We start from the raw sequence: 17,508 nt of genomic DNA, 5'->3' as shown, positions 1-17,508 counted from the left end.
CAGTCGTTCAGTCGTTCAGGCGTCCAGCCGGTCGTTGATCAGCCGGGTGAGCCGCCGCAGCCCCTCGGTGATCTGATCAGGCGTCAGCAAACTGACAGCGAGTCGCAGTTGGTGCCGCGCCTCCGGTGCCTCGGTGAAGTGGTGCATCGGGGTCCAGAGCAGCCCGTAGTCCCGGGCCGAGGTCTCCAGCAGCGCGTCGTCCACCTCGAACGGCACGCTCACCACCAGGAAGAATCCGCCGCTGGGCGTGTTCCACCCGACGCCGGACCCGGCGGGGAAAGCGGCGGCCAGGCCGGTCAGCAGGTGGGCCAGGTTCTCCCGGTAGAGCGCGATCTCCCGCGCGTTGGCCCGTACCAGACTGCCCTCGTGCTCCAGCAGCTTGCCGGCGATCACCGCCTGCGCGATCGGCGCCGTGTTGACCGTCAACATGCTCTTCAGCTTGGCGAGTTCGTCGGCGAGCAGCGACTGCGTGCCGTCCGCCGCCGTGACCAGCTGGTCGGCGACCACGAACCCGACCCGGGCGCCCGGGAGTCCGGTCTTGGCGTAGGAGCCGAGGTGGACCACCCGCCGCCGCCGGTCCAGCGCCTTGAGCGTGGGCGGCCGCTCGGCCGGGTCGCCGCTGGCGAAGACGCCGTAGGGGTTGTCCTCCAGCAGCAGCAGGTCCTCGCGCTCGGCGAGTTCGAGCAGGGCGTGCCGGGTCGGCAGGTCCAGGCTCAGGCCGGAGGGGTTGGAGTGGTCGGCCAGCAGGTAGCAGGCGCGCGGGCGCAGACCCTCGGCGCGGGCCCCGCGCACGGCGGCCGCCAGCTCGGCCAGGTCGATCCCGCCAGGTCCGCCGGGCACGGTCAGCACCGGCATGTCGACCAGCTTGGCCGCACCGGTCAGGCCCACGTAGGTCGGTGCCACGGCCAGCACCACGTCCCGCTCGTCGCGCCGCAGCGCGCGCAGCACCAGGAACATCGCCTCCTGGCAGCCGACGGTGACGACGATCGACTCCGGCTCGGCCGAGATCCGCTCGTCCACCGCGAGGTTGCGCGCCACCAGCTCGTGGATGATGCCCTTGGTGCGGCCGTACTGGAAGAAGGCGCGGCGCGCCTGCTCCGGCGAGTAGCCCTGATCCTCCGTCAGATACCGCTGGTAGCGCTCCAGGTAGCGGTGGATGTCGGCGATCTCGAAGAACTCCTCGTGCGGCCGCCCGGCCGCCAGCGAGAGTGCCTCGGGGTAGCGGCCGGCCACCTCGTTGAGGAAGTTCATCGACTCCAGGGCCGGGTCGGCGAGGGAGCCGTGCAGCTCCAGCAGGGCCAGGGTGGTCAGATCGGTCACGGCGACTCCAGGCGGTGGGGGCGGATCACGGTGCGCAGGGAGCGGGCTTCGGCGGGGGAGAGGCACCCGGCCAGGCCGAGCGCGTCGTCGAACTCGGTGGCCAGCAGGTCCAGTACGCGGTGCGCCCCGGCCTCGCCGTCCGCCGCCAGGCCCCAGATCAGCGGGCGCCCGACCAGCACGCCGTCGGCGCCCCGGGCGAGCGCCCGCAGCACGTCGAGGCCGCTGCGGATGCCGCCGTCGAGCAGCACCTGGCAGGCGTCGCCGACCGCGCCGCCCACCGCCTCCCGGACCTCGCCGACCAACTGCACGGCCGGCACCGCGCCGTCCAGCTGGCGACCGCCGTGGTTGGAGACCACCACGGCGGCGGCGCCGGCCCGCGCGGCGAGCACGGCGTCCGCCGGGTCCAGCAGGCCCTTGAGCACGATCGGCAGCCGGGTGGTGGCGCGTAGCTGCTCGACGTCCGCCCAGGTCAGGTCGGGTGCGAAGGCGAGGGCGGTGTGCGTGGCGACCGCCGAGCCGCCCGCCGCGCCGCGGTGCGCGGCCGAGTCGGTCGCCTCGGTCAGGTTGGCCGCCACCACCCCGGCGGGCAGCGCGAAGCCGTTGCGCACGTCGCGCAGCCGCCGGCCCATCCAGGGGACGTCCACGGTGAGCACCAGGGCGGTGCAGCCGGCCGCCTCGGCCCGGCGGATCAACTCCAGGCGGTGGCCCGGATCGCGCAGCCAGTAGAGCTGGAACCAGGTGGTGGCGCCGGTCGCGGTGATCCGCTCGATCGGATAGCTGCTCAGCGTCGCCGCGGTGAACGGCACCCCGGCCTTCGCGGCGGCCCGCGCCACGGCCAACTCGCCCTCGGGATGGGCGAGTCGGTGGTAGGCAACAGGTGCCACGGCGAGCGGCAGGGCGGCCTGGGCGCCCAGCAGCCGGGCGGCGGTGGAGCGGGCCGTGACGTCGCGCAGCATCCGGGGGGCCAGGAAGACCTCGTCCAGGGCGGCGCGGTTGGCCCGCAGCGAGGACTCGGAGCCGCTGCCGCCGGCCACGAAGTCCCAGACCTCGGGCGGCAGTACGGCGCGCGCCCGCGCCTCGACCTCGGCCAGGCAGAGCGCGGCGGCGCTTGCCCACGGGGCTTTCGCGGGCTGGGTGCTCGCGGGCTGGGCGTCCACGGGCTGGGTGTTCGCTGACCGGGCGTTCGCCGAGTCGGCGCTCATCGGGCGGTGTCCCGCGAGCGCGGCTCGGCGACGGTGAGGTCGGCGGCCGCGGTGTCGGCGTCGGCGACGTGGAACTCCACGTGGTCGTGGTCGAGGTCGAGGTCGAGGTCGAGATCGGCCAGGAAGGATGCGGTGGGCAAGGCACGCATGCTGGAGGTCCTCTGCTCGCTTGATGGGGCTGGGGGTGGTCCCGTCAGGAGCCGCACCGCCTGACGGGACCGAGTCTGCTCCCGAACTGCTCAGTAGTGATCGCCTCGGACATGAATCAGCCAACTTGCCAGCAAATTTCGCCAACCTGAGGAGGTATCGCAACCATTTCACGGCAGTGATTGTTTTGATGATCTTCATGTCTGATACGTCTGCTCACGGTCAAGCCCATGTGACCCTCTGTTTACATTGATCGCCACCATCCGTGACCATGCGTGACCAGGTGTCAGTGGGCGATCACCGGCGCCACCGTCCGTGAACCACGACGCGGGTACGGCCGAGCCGCTGGCAGCCCGCCGCGTCGCACGTATCCCCGTTGACGAACCGGAGCACTGAAGACATGTCGGAGTCGCAGACCACTGCCGCCTGGCCGCTGATGGCCGGGCAGGCCGGAATCTGGTTCGCTCAGCAGCTCGACCCGGCCAGCCCGGCGTTCCAGGTCGCGGAGTGCGTGGAGATCCACGGCGCGATCGATCCGGTGCTCTTCGCGGCCTCGCTGCGCCTGCTCCTGCACGAGTGCGAGGCACCCCGGCTGACCTTCCGCTCGGTAGGCGGCGAGCTGCGGCAGATGCTGCGCCCGGTCGAGGAGTTCCCGCTGCGTATCGAGAACCTCGGCACGGCTGACGACCCGTGGGCCGCCGCCCGGGCCTGGATAGACGTGGACCTGGCCCGGCCACTCGACCCCGCCACCGGCCCCGGGGTGGTCCAGGTGCTCTTCCTGGCGGGCCCGGACCGCTGCTTCTGGTACCAGCGCGGTCACCATGCTCTGGTCGACGGCTACAGCGGGCCGCTCTTCGCCGCCCGGATGTCCGAGATCTACAGCGCGCTGACGGCGGGCCGCGAGCCCGACCCGGCCACTGCGGTCCCCGGCTTCAGCACGGTGGTGGCGGAGGAGGTCGCCTATCGCGCCTCCGAGCGGTACGCGGCCGAGCGCAGCTACTGGCTGGAGCAACTGGTCGACCGCCCCGAGCCGGTCACCCTGGCCGGCCGCACCGCCCCGGCCGCCCATCAGAGCCTGCGCCACGAACTGCGGTTGACGCCCGAGCACGCGGATACCCTGCGCACGGCCGCCCGCGCCCTCGGGGTCAGCTGGTCGGCGCTGGTGCTCGGCGCCGCCGGCCTCTACACCGGGCGGCTGACCGGCGCGGACGAGGTGATGATCGGTCTGCCGGTGCCCGGCCGGGTGGGCCGCACCACCCGTGCCGTGCCCGCGATGCTGACCAACATCCTGCCACTGCGGCTGTCCGCCCGCGCCGACCTCAGCGTCCGGGAGCTGGTCCGGCGCACCAGTGCCACGGCCCGCGCGGCGCTGCGCCACCAGCGGTACCGGTACGAGGACCTGCGCCGCGACCTCGGTCTGGTCGGCGGCACGGGCGGGCACCTGGTCGGGCCGATCGTCAACATCATGTCGTTCGACTATGACCTCTCCTTCGGCGGCCACCCAGCCACCGTTCACAGCCTCGCCGGCGGCCCGGTCGAGGACCTCGCCTTCATCATCTACGACCGGCAGGCCGGCCAGGGCATGAGCCTGGTGTTGGCGGCCAACCCCACCTGCTACGACCGGGTGGAGCTGGCCGGCCACGCTGAACGCTTCCTGCGGCTGCTCGACGCGCTGGCCGCCGCCGCGCCCGGGACCCCGGTCGGCATGCTCGACCTGACCGCGCCGCAGGAGCGGGCCGAGCTGCTCGCCGCCGGCACCGGCGCCGTCGCTGCGGTGCCTGCGACGACGCTGCCCCGGCTGTTCGAGGCCCAGGTCGCCCGTGGACCCGAGGCGACGGCGTTGATGTTCGAGGGGGTGTCGCTCACCTATACCGAGTTGAACGCGCGGGCGAATCGGCTGGCTCGCCTGCTGGTGGAGCGGGGGGTCGGGCCGGAGTCGGTGGTGCCGGTGCTGATGGAGCGCTCGGTGGAGCTGGTGGTCGCGCTGTTGGGGGTGCTGAAGGCCGGCGGGGCGTACCTGCCGGTGGACCCGGACCTCCCGGCCGAGCGGATCGCCCACCTGCTGGGTGCGGCGGACGCGCCGGTGGTCACCCGGGAGCTGGTTGACGGTTCGTCAGAGTACGACCCGGCAGATCTCGGGGATCGCGGTCTGCTTCCCGGGCACCCCGCCTACGTGATCTTCACGTCGGGTTCGACCGGTCGGCCCAAGGGTGTGGTGGTGCCGCACGCGGGGATCGTGAACCGGCTCGCGTGCATGCAGGAGGTTCATGGTCTGACGGCTGCGGATCGGATGCTGCAGAAGATTCCGTTCGGCTTCGACGCGTCGGTGCGGGAGATCTTCTGGCCACTGTCGCAGGGTGCGGTGCTGGTGCTGGCCCGTCCTGGTGGTCACCGTGAACCGGACTACCTGGCGGAGCTGATCCGCCGTGAGCGGGTGACGGTCACGCACTTCGTGCCGTCGATGCTCCAGGCGTTCCTGGATGATCCGGCGACGGGGGCCTGCACCGGGTTGCGGACGGTGATGTGCGGCGGCGAGGTGATGACGGCAGCGCTGCGGGACCGGTTCGCGCGCGTTCTGCCGGGAGCGGTGCTGCACAACCTGTACGGGCCCACCGAGGCGACGGTGGAGGTCACCGAGTGGGCCTGTGAGGGTGACAGTGATGACGGCGGCGGGCCAGTGCCGATCGGCCGGCCGGTCCGGAACACCCGCGTCCATGTGCTCGATGCCGCCCTGCGACCGGTTCCGCTCGGTGTGGCGGGTGAACTGTACATATCCGGGGTCCAGCTGGCGCGTGGTTACCTCAACGGCCCCGCCCTCACCGCTGAGCGCTTCGTTGCCGATCCGTTCGGGTCCCCGGGTGAGCGCCTGTACCGCACCGGTGACCTCGTGCGGTGGCGGGCCGACGGCGCCCTCGACTATCTGGGGCGCACCGACGACCAGGTCAAGTTGCGTGGCTTCCGCATCGAACTCGGAGAGATCGAGGCCGGGTTGGTGGCCCACCCCGCCGTCGCGGAGGCCGCCGTCATGGTCCGCGAGGACACCCCTGGCCACCGGCAGCTGGTCGGCTACGCGGTTCCGGCGGGCGAGGTGGACGCCGCCGCCCTGCGGGCCCACCTGGCCGCGACGCTGCCCGAGTACCTGGTCCCCGCCGCGATCGTGGTCCTGGACGCGCTTCCGGTGACGGTCAACGGCAAGCTCGACCATCGCGCGCTGCCCGTCCCTGACCTCAGCAGGCCCGTCGGGCGCGAGGCCCGCACCCCGCGTGAGGAGATCCTCTGCACTCTCTTCGCCGAGGTTCTCGCCCTGCCCACGGTCGGTATCGATGACGACTTCTTCGCTCTGGGCGGTCACTCCCTGCTCGCCACACGCCTGATCAGTCGCATCCGTACCACGCTCGACGTGGAACTCCCCATCCGGGTGTTGTTCGAGGCTTCCTCTGTCGCCGCCCTCGCCGACCGAATGGACGGCACCGTCCACCGGCGCCCGGCCCTGCTGGCCGGCACGCGCCCCGAGTCGTTGCCCGTCTCCTATGCCCAGCAGCGGCTCTGGTTCCTCAATGTACTCGAAGGCCCGAACGCCACCTACAACATCCCCATCGCGCTCCGCCTCACCGGCGCGCTCGACACAACCGCGCTCGAAGCCGCTCTTCACGATCTGGCCGCCCGCCATGAGGTGCTGCGAACCGTCTTTCCGGCCATTGACGGCCGACCTCACCAGCGCATCCTGGGCAGCGACCCGCTCGACCAGGGGCTGTGCACCCTGACGCAGGCTCACGACCTGGACGAAGCCGCGCTGGGCCGAGCCATGGCCGAGGCGGCGGCCCACCCGTTCGACCTGCAGCACGAAGTGCCTCTGCGGGCCCATCTGCTCGAGCTGTCCCAGGGCGAGCACATACTGCTGCTGACGATCCATCACATAGCCGGTGATGGCTGGTCGATGGGTCCACTGGCCCGCGACCTCTCCGCCGCCTACGCCGCCCGGCTCGTCGGGGATGCTCCGGCCTGGCAGCCGCTGCCGGTGCAGTACGCCGACTACACCCTCTGGCAGCGCGACCTGCTCGGCACCCCCGAAGACCCCGCAAGCCTGATTTGCCGGCAACTCGCCTACTGGCGATCCGTGTTGGCCGATCTGCCCGAGGAACTCGCTCTCCCCGCCGACCGACCCCGCCCTGCTGTCGCCGGCCACGACGGCGGGACCGTCGACCTGACCGTGTCCGCGGACCTTCATCGGCAGCTGGCCGACCTTGCCCGTGCCGAGGGCGTCACCCTGTTCATGGTTCTGCAGGCAGCGCTCGCCACACTGCTCTCGCGTCTGGGCGCGGGCACTGACATCCCTATCGGTACTCCGATCGCCGGACGTACCGACGAGGCCCTCGACGACCTGGTCGGCTTCTTCGTCAACACGCTCGTGCTGCGCACCGACCTCAGCGGTGACCCCACCTTCGCCGAGCTCCTGCACCGCGTGCGCGATTCGGGCCTGGGTGCCTACGCGCACCAGGACGTCCCCTTCGAGCGCCTGGTCGAGGAGTTGGCCCCCGCTCGCTCGCTCGCCCGCCACCCGCTCTTCCAGGTCATGCTCTCGCTGCAGAACAACGCCCAGGCGGCCCTGGACCTTCCGGGCCTTGACGCCGCTCTGCTGCCCGTGGGGCAGTCAGCGGCGCGGTTCGACCTGGACTTCACCCTGACGGAGGTCCTCGGAGCTGCCGGCACTCCTGCGGGACTGCGGGGCGCCCTCACGTTCGCGCGTGACCTGTTCGACGCGACGACCGCTCAGCGGCTCGCCGAGCGGCTGGTTCGCGTCCTCGAAGCAGTCGTGGCCGTGCCGCACCAGCCCGTGACCCGTCTCGAGGTGCTCGATCTGGTTGAGCGGCAGCGGTTGCTGAGCGAGTGGAACGACACGGCTCACGAGGTTCCGGCGGGCACGTTGCCGGAGCTGTTCGAGGCGCGGGTGGCGCAGGCGCCGGATGCGACAGCGGTCGTCTTTGACGATACCGAGGTGAGCTATGCCGAGTTGAACGCGCGGGCGAACCGGCTGGCGCGGCTGCTGGTCGAACGCGGGGTGGGGCCGGAGTCGGTGGTGCCGGTGGTGATGGAGCGTTCGGTGGAGCTGGTCATCGCGTTGCTGGGGGTGTTGAAGGCGGGTGGGGCGTATCTGCCGGTGGATCCGGATCTGCCGGCCGAGCGGATCGCGTATGTGCTGGGTGAGGCGGATGCGCCGGTGGTGGTGACACGTGGGGTGATTGACGAGTCATCAGGTCATGGTGCGGCTGACCTTGCGGCGTGTGGGCTGCGTTCTGAGCATCCGGCGTATGTCATCTTCACGTCGGGTTCGACGGGTCGGCCCAAGGGCGTCGTGGTGCCGCATGCGGGCATCGTGAACCGCCTTGCGTGGATGCAGGGCGAGTTCGGGCTCACCGCCGCGGACCGGGTGTTGCAGAAGACGCCGTTCGGGTTCGACGTCTCGGTGTGGGAGTTCTTCTGGCCGCTGCTCCAGGGCGCCACGCTCGTGGTGGCCCGGCCCGGTGGGCACCGCGATCCTTCCTATCTGGCCGGGTTGATTCGGCGTGAGCGGGTGAGCATCACGCATTTCGTGCCCTCGATGCTGCAGGCGTTCCTGCACGAGCCGGCCGCTGCCGGGTGCACCGGGCTGCGCGCGGTCATCTGCAGCGGCGAGGCCCTGCCCGCCGAGCTGCGCGACAGCTTCGCGCGAGTCCTGCCACTGGTGCCGCTGCACAACCTTTATGGGCCGACCGAGGCTTCGGTGGAAGTCACGGCTTGGGCGTGCGCCGATGACACTGGCGCCGCATCGGTGTCGATCGGTCGTCCGGTGTGGAACACGCGGGTGTACGTCCTGGACGCCGCGCTTCAGCCGGTGCCGGTCGGTGTTGCTGGTGAGCTCTACGTCGCGGGTGTGCAGTTGGCGCGCGGCTACCTGAGCAGCCCCTCCCGCACCGCCGAGCGTTTCGTCGCTGACCCCTTCGGGGTGCCGGGCGAGCGGATGTATCGCACGGGTGACCTCGTGCGGTGGCGTGCGGACGGTGCCCTCGACTACCTTGGGCGCACCGACGACCAGGTGAAGCTGCGCGGCTTTCGGATCGAACTCGGCGAGATCGAAGCCGCGTTGACCGCCCAGCCCGACATTGCGCAGGCCGCCGTCGCGCTCCGCGAAGACACCCTCGGCCACCAGGCGCTGGTCGGCTACACGGTCGCCGCAGGCGAGTTGGATGCCGTGGCCGTGCGTGCCCGCCTGGCCTCGGTGTTGCCTGAGTACATGGTGCCGTCCGCGATCGTCGTCCTCGACGCGCTACCCGTGACGGTCAACGGCAAGCTCGACCGCCGCGCCCTCCCCGCACCCGACCTCAGCAACGCCACGGCGACCTATCGGGGGCCGTCGACGCCGCGGGAGGAGGCGATGTGCGCGGTGTTCGCCCAGGTGCTGGGCATGCCCCGAGTGGGAGTGGACGACAACTTCTTCGCGTTGGGCGGGCATTCGCTGCTGGCGGTGACGTTGGTGGAACGGTTGCGGGAACGCGGGGTGCCGTTGAGCGTGCGGGCGCTGTTCGCGGCACCCACCATCGCGGCCCTCGCGTCGGCGGCTGTCGGCTGGGAGGATGGGGCGGTGGTGCCGGCCAACGGGATCCCCGCCGGGGCACCGGAGATCACGCCGGAGATGCTGCCGCTGGTCGATCTGACCAACCATCAGATCAACGGGATCGTCTCGCACTTCCCCGGCGGTGCGGCCGATGTCGCCGACATCTACCCGCTCGCGCCGCTGCAGGAGGGCATCCTCTTCCACCATCTGCTGGCCGCCGGCGACGGCGCCGAGGACCCGTACGTGAGGCCGACCGTGCTGGCCTTCGACTCCCGCGGCTGCCTTGACGATTTCCTGGCCGCGCTGCAGCACGTGATCGACCGGCACGACATCCTGCGCACCGCCGTCCTGTGGCAGAACCTGCCCACACCCGTGCAGGTCGTGGCCCGCCGTGCCGTACTGCCCGTCGAGTACGTCGACCTTGACACTGACATCGGATCTGCCGCCATGGCGCAGCTGCTCGACCGGTGCCGTGCGTCGATGGACCTGACCCGTGCGCCGCTGTTGCGGGCGTACGTCGCAGCCGAACCGTGCTCCGGGCGCTGGCTGCTGCTGCTCCGGTGCCACCATCTGGTGATCGATCAGACCAGTTTGGATGTGCTGCTGGCTGAGGTCCAGGCACTCTTGGAGGGGAGGGGGGCGGACTTGCCGGCTCCGCTTCCGTTCCGTGAGTTCGTCGCCGAGGCGCGGTTGGGTGTCCCGCGCGAGGAGCACGAGCGGTACTTCACCACCCTGCTGGGTGACATCACCGAGCCGACTGCCCCTTTCGGGCTGCTGGACGTGCGCGGGGAGGCCGCGGAGCTTGCGGAGGCCGTGCTGTCCCTGGACTCCGGACTCGCCGGACGGCTGCGGGAGCTGGCGCGGCGGTTGGGTGTGAGCGTGGCCACGGTGTTCCATGTGGCCTGGGCCCGGGTGGTGGCGGTTACCGCGGGCCGTGACGACGTCGTCTTCGGCACGGTGCTCTTCGGGCGGATGAACGCGGGCAGTGGTGCGGAGCGGGTGCCAGGGCTGTTCATCAACACGCTGCCGGTGCGCTTGCCCACCGCCGGGGTCGGTGTGGTGGACGCGGTGCTCGCGATGCGCGGGCAACTCGCCGACCTGCTGGTCCACGAGCACGCCCCGCTCGCGCTCGCCCAGCAGGCCGCCGGCACCGCCGCGACGGTTCCGCTGTTCAGCGCGCTCCTCAACTACCGGCACAGCCGCACGCTGGAAGGCGACGCGCGGGCCGGCCTTCCGGGCGTCACGGTCCTGCACAGCCACGAACGCACCAACTACCCGCTCACAATGACGGTGGACGACACCGGCACCGGCTTCATCCTCACCGCCCAGACGGTCACTTCCGTAGACCCCGGCCAGCTCTGCGCCATGACCCGCGCCGTAGTCGAGGCTCTGGCCACGGCATTGGAGACCGCTCCCGACAGTCCCCTCGCGCACATCGAGGTGCTCGATCTGGTTGAGCGGCAGCGGTTGCTGAGCGAGTGGAACGACACGGCTCACGAGGTTCCGGCGGGCACGTTGCCGGAGTTGTTCGAGGCGCGGGTGGCGCGGACGCCGGATGCGACAGCGGTCGTCTTTGACGATACCGAGGTGAGCTATGCCGAGTTGAACGCGCGGGCGAACCGGCTGGCGCGGCTGCTGGTCGAACGCGGGGTGGGGCCGGAGTCGGTGGTGCCGGTGGTGATGGAGCGTTCGGTGGAGCTGGTCATCGCGTTGCTGGGGGTGTTGAAGGCGGGTGGGGCGTATCTGCCGGTGGATCCGGATCTGCCGGCCGAGCGGATCGCGTATGTGCTGGGTGAGGCGGATGCGCCGGTGGTGGTGACACGTGGGGTGATTGGCGAGTCATCAGGTCATGGTGCGGCTGACCTTGCGGCGTGTGGGCTGCGTTCTGAGCATCCGGCGTATGTCATCTTCACGTCGGGTTCGACGGGTCGGCCCAAGGGTGTTGTTGTTTCTCATGCCGGGATCGTGAACCGTTTGGCTTGGATGCAGGGCGAGTTCGGGCTCACCGCCGCGGACCGGGTGTTGCAGAAGACGCCGTTCGGGTTCGACGTCTCGGTGTGGGAGTTCTTCTGGCCGTTGCTGCAGGGTGCCGCGTTGGTGGTGGCCCGGCCCGGTGGGCACCGCGATCCTGCCTATCTCGCGGACCTGATCCGGCGTGAGCGTGTCACGATCGCGCACTTCGTGCCCTCGATGTTGCAGGTGTTCCTGCGCGAGCGGGCTGCTGCGGCGTGTGCTGGTCTTCGTGAGGTCATCTGCAGTGGTGAGGTGCTGGCTGCCGGTCTGCGCGAGGCCTTCGCGCGAGTGCTGCCGGGCACAGCGCTGCACAACCTTTATGGGCCGACCGAGGCTTCGGTGGATGTCACGGCTTGGGCGTGCGCCGATGACACTGGCGCCGCATCGGTGTCGATCGGTCGTCCGGTGTGGAACACGCGGGTGTACGTCCTGGACGCCGCGCTTCAGCCGGTGCCCGTCGGTGTTGCTGGTGAGCTCTACGTCGCGGGTGTGCAGTTGGCGCGCGGCTACCTGAGCGGGCCCTCCCGCACCGCCGAGCGTTTCGTCGCTGACCCCTTCGGGGTGCCGGGCGAGCGGATGTATCGCACGGGTGACCTCGTGCGGTGGCGTGCGGACGGTGCCCTCGACTACCTTGGGCGCAGCGACGACCAGGTGAAGCTGCGCGGCTTTCGGATCGAACTCGGCGAGATCGAGACCGCCCTCGCCTCCCATCCCGCCGTCTCCCACGCCGCCGCTATCATGCGCGAGGACGCCCCTGGCCACCAGCACCTGGTCGGTTATGCTGTCCCTGCGGGCGAGTTGGACCTGGAGGCCCTGCGCCTCCACCTCGCGGCACGGCTGCCCTCCTACATGATTCCCGCGGCGTTCGTGGTGCTGGAGGCGCTGCCGCTGATGGTGAACGGGAAGCTGGACCGCCGCGCCCTGCCCGCGCCGGACTTCGTCGCGGCCTCGCGCTATCGGGCTCCCGCGAGCTTGCGCGAGGAGGTGCTGTGCGGGGTGTTCGCGCAGGTGTTGGGTGCGCCCATGGTCGGGGTGGATGACGACTTCTTCGAACTGGGCGGCCACTCGCTGCTCGCAGTCTCGCTGGTGGAGCGGCTGCGCGAGCGCGGCGTCCAGGTGGACATCCGCACGCTCTTCACCACGCCGACGCCCGCCGGCCTGGCCGCGGCCTCCGCGGTGGCCGAGGTGGCGGTCCCGCCGAACCTCATCCCGCCCGCAGCGCGGGAGATCACCCCCGCCATGCTGCCACTGGTGCGGCTGAGTACCGAGGAGATCGAGCGGATCACCTCGGCCTTCCCCGGCGGCGCGGCCAACATCGCCGACATCTACCCCCTCGCGCCCCTGCAGGAAGGCATCTTCTTCCACCACCTGATGAACGCCGGCGGCAGCGACGTCTACCTCCTGCCGACCGTCCTGACCCTCGACTCACGCACCCGCCTGGACGCCTTCCTCGCCGCGCTGCAGCACGTGGTGGACCGCCACGACATCCTGCGCACCGCCGTGTTGTGGCAGGGCCTGCCCGAACCGCTGCAGGTGGTGGCCCGCCAGGCAGCGATCCCCGTCGACCAAGTCGAACTCGGCACACCGACAGGCGGTGACCCGGTCGCCGAACTCACCGCACTCGCCCCCGCCTCCATGGACCTCGGACGGGCGCCTCTTCTGCGCGCCCTGATCGCACCCGAACCGGGCAGCCGGCGCTGGCTGCTGCTGCTCCAGCGCCACCACCTGGCCTCCGACCACACCGCCATGGAAGTCCTGCTGGCCGAGATCCGGGCCGTGCTGGCCGGCGAACAGGAAACCCTGCCGGCTCCGCTTCCGTTCCGTGAGTTCGTCGCCCAGGCGCGGTTGGGTGTCCCGCGCGAGGAGCACGAGCGGTACTTCACCACCCTGCTGGGTGACATCACCGAGCCGACTGCCCCTTTCGGGCTGCTGGACGTGCGCGGGGAGGCCGCGGAGCTTGCGGAGGCCGTGCTGTCCCTGGACTCCGGACTCGCCGGACGGCTGCGGGAGCTGGCGCGGCGGTTGGGTGTGAGCGTGGCCACGGTGTTCCATGTGGCCTGGGCCCGGGTGGTGGCGGTTACCGCGGGCCGTGACGACGTCGTCTTCGGCACGGTGCTCTTCGGGCGGATGAACGCGGGCAGTGGTGCGGAGCGGGTGCCAGGGCTGTTCATCAACACGCTGCCGGTGCGCTTGCCCACCGCCGGGGTCGGTGTGGTGGACGCGGTGCTCGCGATGCGCGGGCAACTCGCCGACCTGCTGGTCCACGAGCACGCCCCGCTCGCGCTCGCCCAGCAGGCCGCCGGCACCGCCGCGACGGTTCCGCTGTTCAGCGCGCTCCTCAACTACCGGCACAGCCGCACGCTGGAAGGCGACGCGCGGGCCGGCCTTCCGGGCGTCACGGTCCTGCACAGCCACGAACGCACCAACTACCCGCTCACAATGACGGTGGACGACACCGGCACCGGCTTCATCCTCACCGCCCAGACGGTCACTTCCGTAGACCCCGGCCAGCTCTGCGCCATGACCCGCGCCGTAGTCGAGGCTCTGGCCACGGCATTGGAGACCGCTCCCGACAGTCCCCTCGCGCACATCGAGGTGCTCGATCTGGTTGAGCGGCAGCGGTTGCTGAGCGAGTGGAACGACACGGCTCACGAGGTTCCGGCGGGCACGTTGCCGGAGTTGTTCGAGGCGCGGGTGGCGCAGGCGCCGGATGCGACAGCGGTCGTCTTTGACGATACCGAGGTGAGCTATGCCGAGTTGAACGCGCGGGCGAACCGGCTGGCGCGGCTGCTGGTCGAACGCGGGGTGGGGCCGGAGTCGGTGGTGCCGGTGGTGATGGAGCGCTCGGTGGAGCTGGTGGTGGCGCTGTTGGGGGTGTTGAAGGCGGGCGGGGCCTACCTGCCGGTCGACCCTGATCTGCCGGCCGAGCGGATCGGCTATTTGGTTGGCGAGGCCAATGCCCCGGTGGTGGTCACCGAAGAGCTGATTGGCGAGGCGTCGGAGTTCAGCTCGCAGGGCTTGGTGGGACGTGGGCTGTGTTCTGGGCATCCGGCGTATGTGATCTTCACGTCGGGTTCGACGGGTCGGCCCAAGGGTGTTGTTGTTTCTCATGCCGGGATCGTGAACCGTTTGGCTTGGATGCAGGGCGAGTTCGGGCTCACCGCCGCGGACCGGGTGTTGCAGAAGACGCCGTTCGGGTTCGACGTCTCGGTGTGGGAGTTCTTCTGGCCGCTGCTCCAGGGCGCCACGCTCGTGGTGGCCCGGCCCGGTGGGCACCGCGATCCTTCCTATCTGGCCGGGTTGATTCGGCGTGAGCGGGTGAGCATCACGCATTTCGTGCCCTCGATGCTGCAGGCGTTCCTGCACGAGCCGGCCGCTGCCGGGTGCACCGGGCTGCGCGCGGTCATCTGCAGCGGCGAGGCCCTGCCCGCCGAGCTGCGCGACAGCTTCGCGCGAGTCCTGCCACTGGTGCCGCTGCACAACCTTTATGGGCCGACCGAGGCTTCGGTGGAAGTCACGGCTTGGGCGTGCGCCGATGACACTGGCGCCGCATCGGTGTCGATCGGTCGTCCGGTGTGGAACACGCGGGTGTACGTCCTGGACGCCGCGCTTCAGCCGGTGCCGGTCGGTGTTGCTGGTGAGCTCTACGTCGCGGGTGTGCAGTTGGCGCGCGGCTACCTGAGCGGGCCCTCCCGCACCGCCGAGCGTTTCGTCGCTGACCCCTTCGGGGTGCCGGGCGAGCGGATGTATCGCACGGGTGACCTCGTGCGGTGGCGTGCGGACGGTGCCCTCGACTACCTTGGGCGCAGCGACGACCAGGTGAAGCTGCGCGGCTTTCGGATCGAACTCGGCGAGATCGAAGCCGCGTTGACCGCCCAGCCCGACATTGCGCAGGCCGCCGTCGCGCTCCGCGAAGACACCCTCGGCCACCAGGCGCTGGTCGGCTACACGGTCGCCGCAGGCGAGTTGGATGCCGTGGCCGTGCGTGCCCGCCTGGCCTCGGTGTTGCCTGAGTACATGGTGCCGTCCGCGATCGTCGTCCTCGACGCGCTACCCGTGACGGTCAACGGCAAGCTCGACCGCCGCGCCCTCCCCGCACCCGAGTTCGTTGCCACGGCCCTCGGACGCGCCCCCCGCACCCCCCGCGAGGAGATCCTCTGCGACCTCTTCGCCCAGGTCCTCGGACGCCCCGCGGTCGGGATCGACGACGACTTCTTCGACCTCGGCGGCCACTCCCTCCTCGCCACCCGCCTGATCAGCCGCATCCGCACCGCCCTGGACGTCGAACTCGGCGTGCGGGAGCTGTTCGCGACACCAACCGTGGCCCGGCTCGCCGAGCACCTGGCGCAAGGTGGTTCGACCGCTGCCGCGGACCCGTTCGTACCGCTGCTCCCGTTGCGCGCCACCGGCAGCCTGCCGCCGCTCTTCTGCGTGCACCCGGGCTTCGGGATGAGCTGGGGCTACCGCGGCCTGGTGGACCACCTGCCCGCGGACCGCCCCCTCTACGCTCTGCAAGCGCGCGGGCTTCGGGAGAGCGAGGGGCTCGGGGAGAGCATCGAGGAGATGGCCGCGGAGTACGTGGCGCGGATCCGGTCCGTCCAGCCCAACGGTCCCTACCATCTGCTCGGCTGGTCCTTCGGCGGCGTGGCGGCGCACGCGATGGCGACCTGCCTGCAGGCTGCCGGGGAACGGGTCGAGCTGCTGGCCGTGCTCGACGCCTACCCAGGGGTGCCCGTCGAGCGGCTCGAGTTCGCCGAGGCGCTGGCAGAGGTGAGGCGGACGCTTGCCCGGTACGGTGCTGAAGGGTGGCTGGCCGAAAGTGAGCTGGCGGCCATCGCGGCCATCGGCATCCGGAGCGGTGCCCTGATGGACATGTTCACCCCACGGACGTACGACGGTGACCTGCTGTTCTTCCGTGCCGACCAGGGTCGGACGGCGGCCTCGCCCACCCCCGAGCTGTGGCGCCCGCACTGCACGGGTGAGTTGCTGGTCACGGGCGTCGACTGCACGCACGACGACATGACGCTACCCTCCGCCCTGGGTGTGATCGGCCCGGTCGTGGCCGCCGCGCTGCGGCGCGTGAGCGCACCCGCCACGAGTGCGCCCGCCCACCCCTGACCGCTGTTCAGCCGCTCTGAAAGGAACCAAGACCCATGGCGAACCCGTTCGAGGACGCGGACGGCACCTACCTGGTGCTGGTCAACGAGGAGAACCAGCACTCGCTCTGGCCAGCCTTCGCCGAGGTGCCGGCCGGCTGGACCGTCGCGCACGGGCCGGACGGCCGCCAGGCGTGCCTGGACCACGTCGAGGCCAACTGGACGGACATGCGGCCGGCCAGCCTGGTCCGCGCGATGGCCGAGGCGGAGTAGCGACCGGGGCCGGTCCGGTGCTTCCCGTCGGGAAGTGCCGGCCGGCCCTTGGCCCGCGTCCCCGATTCCTGAAAGGCTTCCGCCATGCCATCGCAGCCCGTCACCCCCACCGGCGCCTGGACCCTCCCGCTGGCCGTCCGCCCGCAGAGCCGCCTGCGCCTGATCTGCTTCCACCCCGCCGGCGCGGGCGCCTACCTCTACCGGGGCTGGGCGGCCGCGCTGCCGGCCGATGTCGACCTGTTCGCCGTCCAGCTGCCGGGCCGGGAGAACCGGCTGGCCGAGCCCTGCCTGACGGACTACCAGCAGGCGGTCACCGAGCTGTCCGAGGTGCTGCGGCCGCTGCTGCTGGATGGGCCCTACGCCTTCTTCGGGCACAGCATGGGCGCGATGCTCGCCTACGGCGTCGCCGCCGCCGCGGCCCGGCGCGGCGACCCGCTGCCGCACCGGCTGCTGCTGAGCGGCTGCGGCGGGCCCGGCACGCCGCAGCGCAAGCCGGGGCGCGGGCACTGGACGGACGACGACCTGGTGGCCGACCTGCGCGAGATGGGCGGCACGCCCGAGGAGGTGCTGGCCCAGCCCGAGCTGCTGGAGCTGATCCTGCCGACGCTGCGTGCCGACTACACCCTCTGCGACGGCTACTACCGGGACCACCGGGAGCCGGTGTTCCCGCCGCTCGCCTGCCCGGTCTCGATCTTCGGTGGGGTGGACGACCTGGTCTCCCGCACCGACCTGGAGCGCTGGACGGCCACCACGCGGGCGGGCAGCTCGGTGCGGATGTTCCCCGGTGGGCACTTCTACCTCACCGGCGAGTCCCGGGGCCCGCTGCTGAGTGCCCTGACGGCCGAACTCGCCACGGCCTGACGGC

Annotated in this window: 6 protein-coding genes; 3 read left to right on the top strand and 3 right to left on the bottom strand. The window is 71.1% G+C overall.

Features of this window, described 5'->3' with window-relative positions:
- Positions 1 to 15 precede the first annotated feature (15 nt).
- The 3 genes from OG455_RS05480 to OG455_RS05470 form a co-directional block, all read right to left on the bottom strand.
- On the bottom strand, positions 16 to 1,251 hold the full coding sequence (locus tag OG455_RS05480) for a PLP-dependent aminotransferase family protein (protein WP_266300668.1): 1,236 nt from the start codon (positions 1,249 to 1,251) through the stop codon (positions 16 to 18).
- 65 nt (positions 1,252 to 1,316) lie between these two features.
- The gene (locus OG455_RS05475) at positions 1,317 to 2,522 is read right to left on the bottom strand and encodes an alpha-hydroxy acid oxidase (protein WP_266290769.1); all 1,206 of its coding nucleotides are present in this window, start codon (positions 2,520 to 2,522) and stop codon (positions 1,317 to 1,319) included.
- Positions 2,519 to 2,662, bottom strand: coding sequence for a hypothetical protein (locus OG455_RS05470; protein ID WP_266290768.1), 144 nt, complete (start codon positions 2,660 to 2,662; stop codon positions 2,519 to 2,521). The genes OG455_RS05475 and OG455_RS05470 overlap by 4 nt, the downstream gene beginning before the upstream one ends.
- 407 nt (positions 2,663 to 3,069) lie before the next feature.
- On the opposite strand from OG455_RS05470, the gene OG455_RS05465 reads away from it, so the two are divergent.
- The 3 genes from OG455_RS05465 (at position 3,070) to OG455_RS05455 (ending at position 17,504) form a co-directional block, all read left to right on the top strand.
- Positions 3,070 to 16,392 carry a non-ribosomal peptide synthetase gene (locus tag OG455_RS05465; protein WP_323185422.1) on the top strand — a complete coding sequence of 4,441 codons (13,323 nt, stop codon included), beginning with the start codon at positions 3,070 to 3,072 and terminating at the stop codon, positions 16,390 to 16,392.
- A gap of 35 nt (positions 16,393 to 16,427) precedes the next feature.
- Positions 16,428 to 16,643 carry an MbtH family protein gene (locus tag OG455_RS05460; protein ID WP_266290767.1) on the top strand — a complete coding sequence of 72 codons (216 nt, stop codon included), beginning with the start codon at positions 16,428 to 16,430 and terminating at the stop codon, positions 16,641 to 16,643.
- 84 nt (positions 16,644 to 16,727) lie between these two features.
- Positions 16,728 to 17,504, top strand: coding sequence for a thioesterase II family protein (locus tag OG455_RS05455; RefSeq protein ID WP_266290766.1), 777 nt, complete (start codon positions 16,728 to 16,730; stop codon positions 17,502 to 17,504).
- Positions 17,505 to 17,508: the final 4 nt, after the last annotated feature.

The organism is Kitasatospora sp. NBC_01287, from assembly GCF_026340565.1.
Taxonomy (GTDB): Bacteria; Actinomycetota; Actinomycetes; order Streptomycetales; family Streptomycetaceae; genus Kitasatospora.
Note: the sequence above shows the minus strand (reverse complement) of the source record. Positions and strands in the feature narration are given on the sequence as shown.

Excerpts from the sequence above, each read along its gene's own strand:
- OG455_RS05460 (WP_266290767.1), top strand. The coding sequence starts at position 16,428 with ATGGCGAACCCGTTCGAGGACGCGGACGGCACCTACCTGGTGCTGGTC.
- OG455_RS05475 (WP_266290769.1), bottom strand. The coding sequence starts at position 2,522 with ATGAGCGCCGACTCGGCGAACGCCCGGTCAGCGAACACCCAGCCCGTG.
- OG455_RS05465 (WP_323185422.1), top strand. The coding sequence starts at position 3,070 with ATGTCGGAGTCGCAGACCACTGCCGCCTGGCCGCTGATGGCCGGGCAG.
- OG455_RS05455 (WP_266290766.1), top strand. The coding sequence starts at position 16,728 with ATGCCATCGCAGCCCGTCACCCCCACCGGCGCCTGGACCCTCCCGCTG.
- OG455_RS05480 (WP_266300668.1), bottom strand. The coding sequence starts at position 1,251 with ATGAACTTCCTCAACGAGGTGGCCGGCCGCTACCCCGAGGCACTCTCG.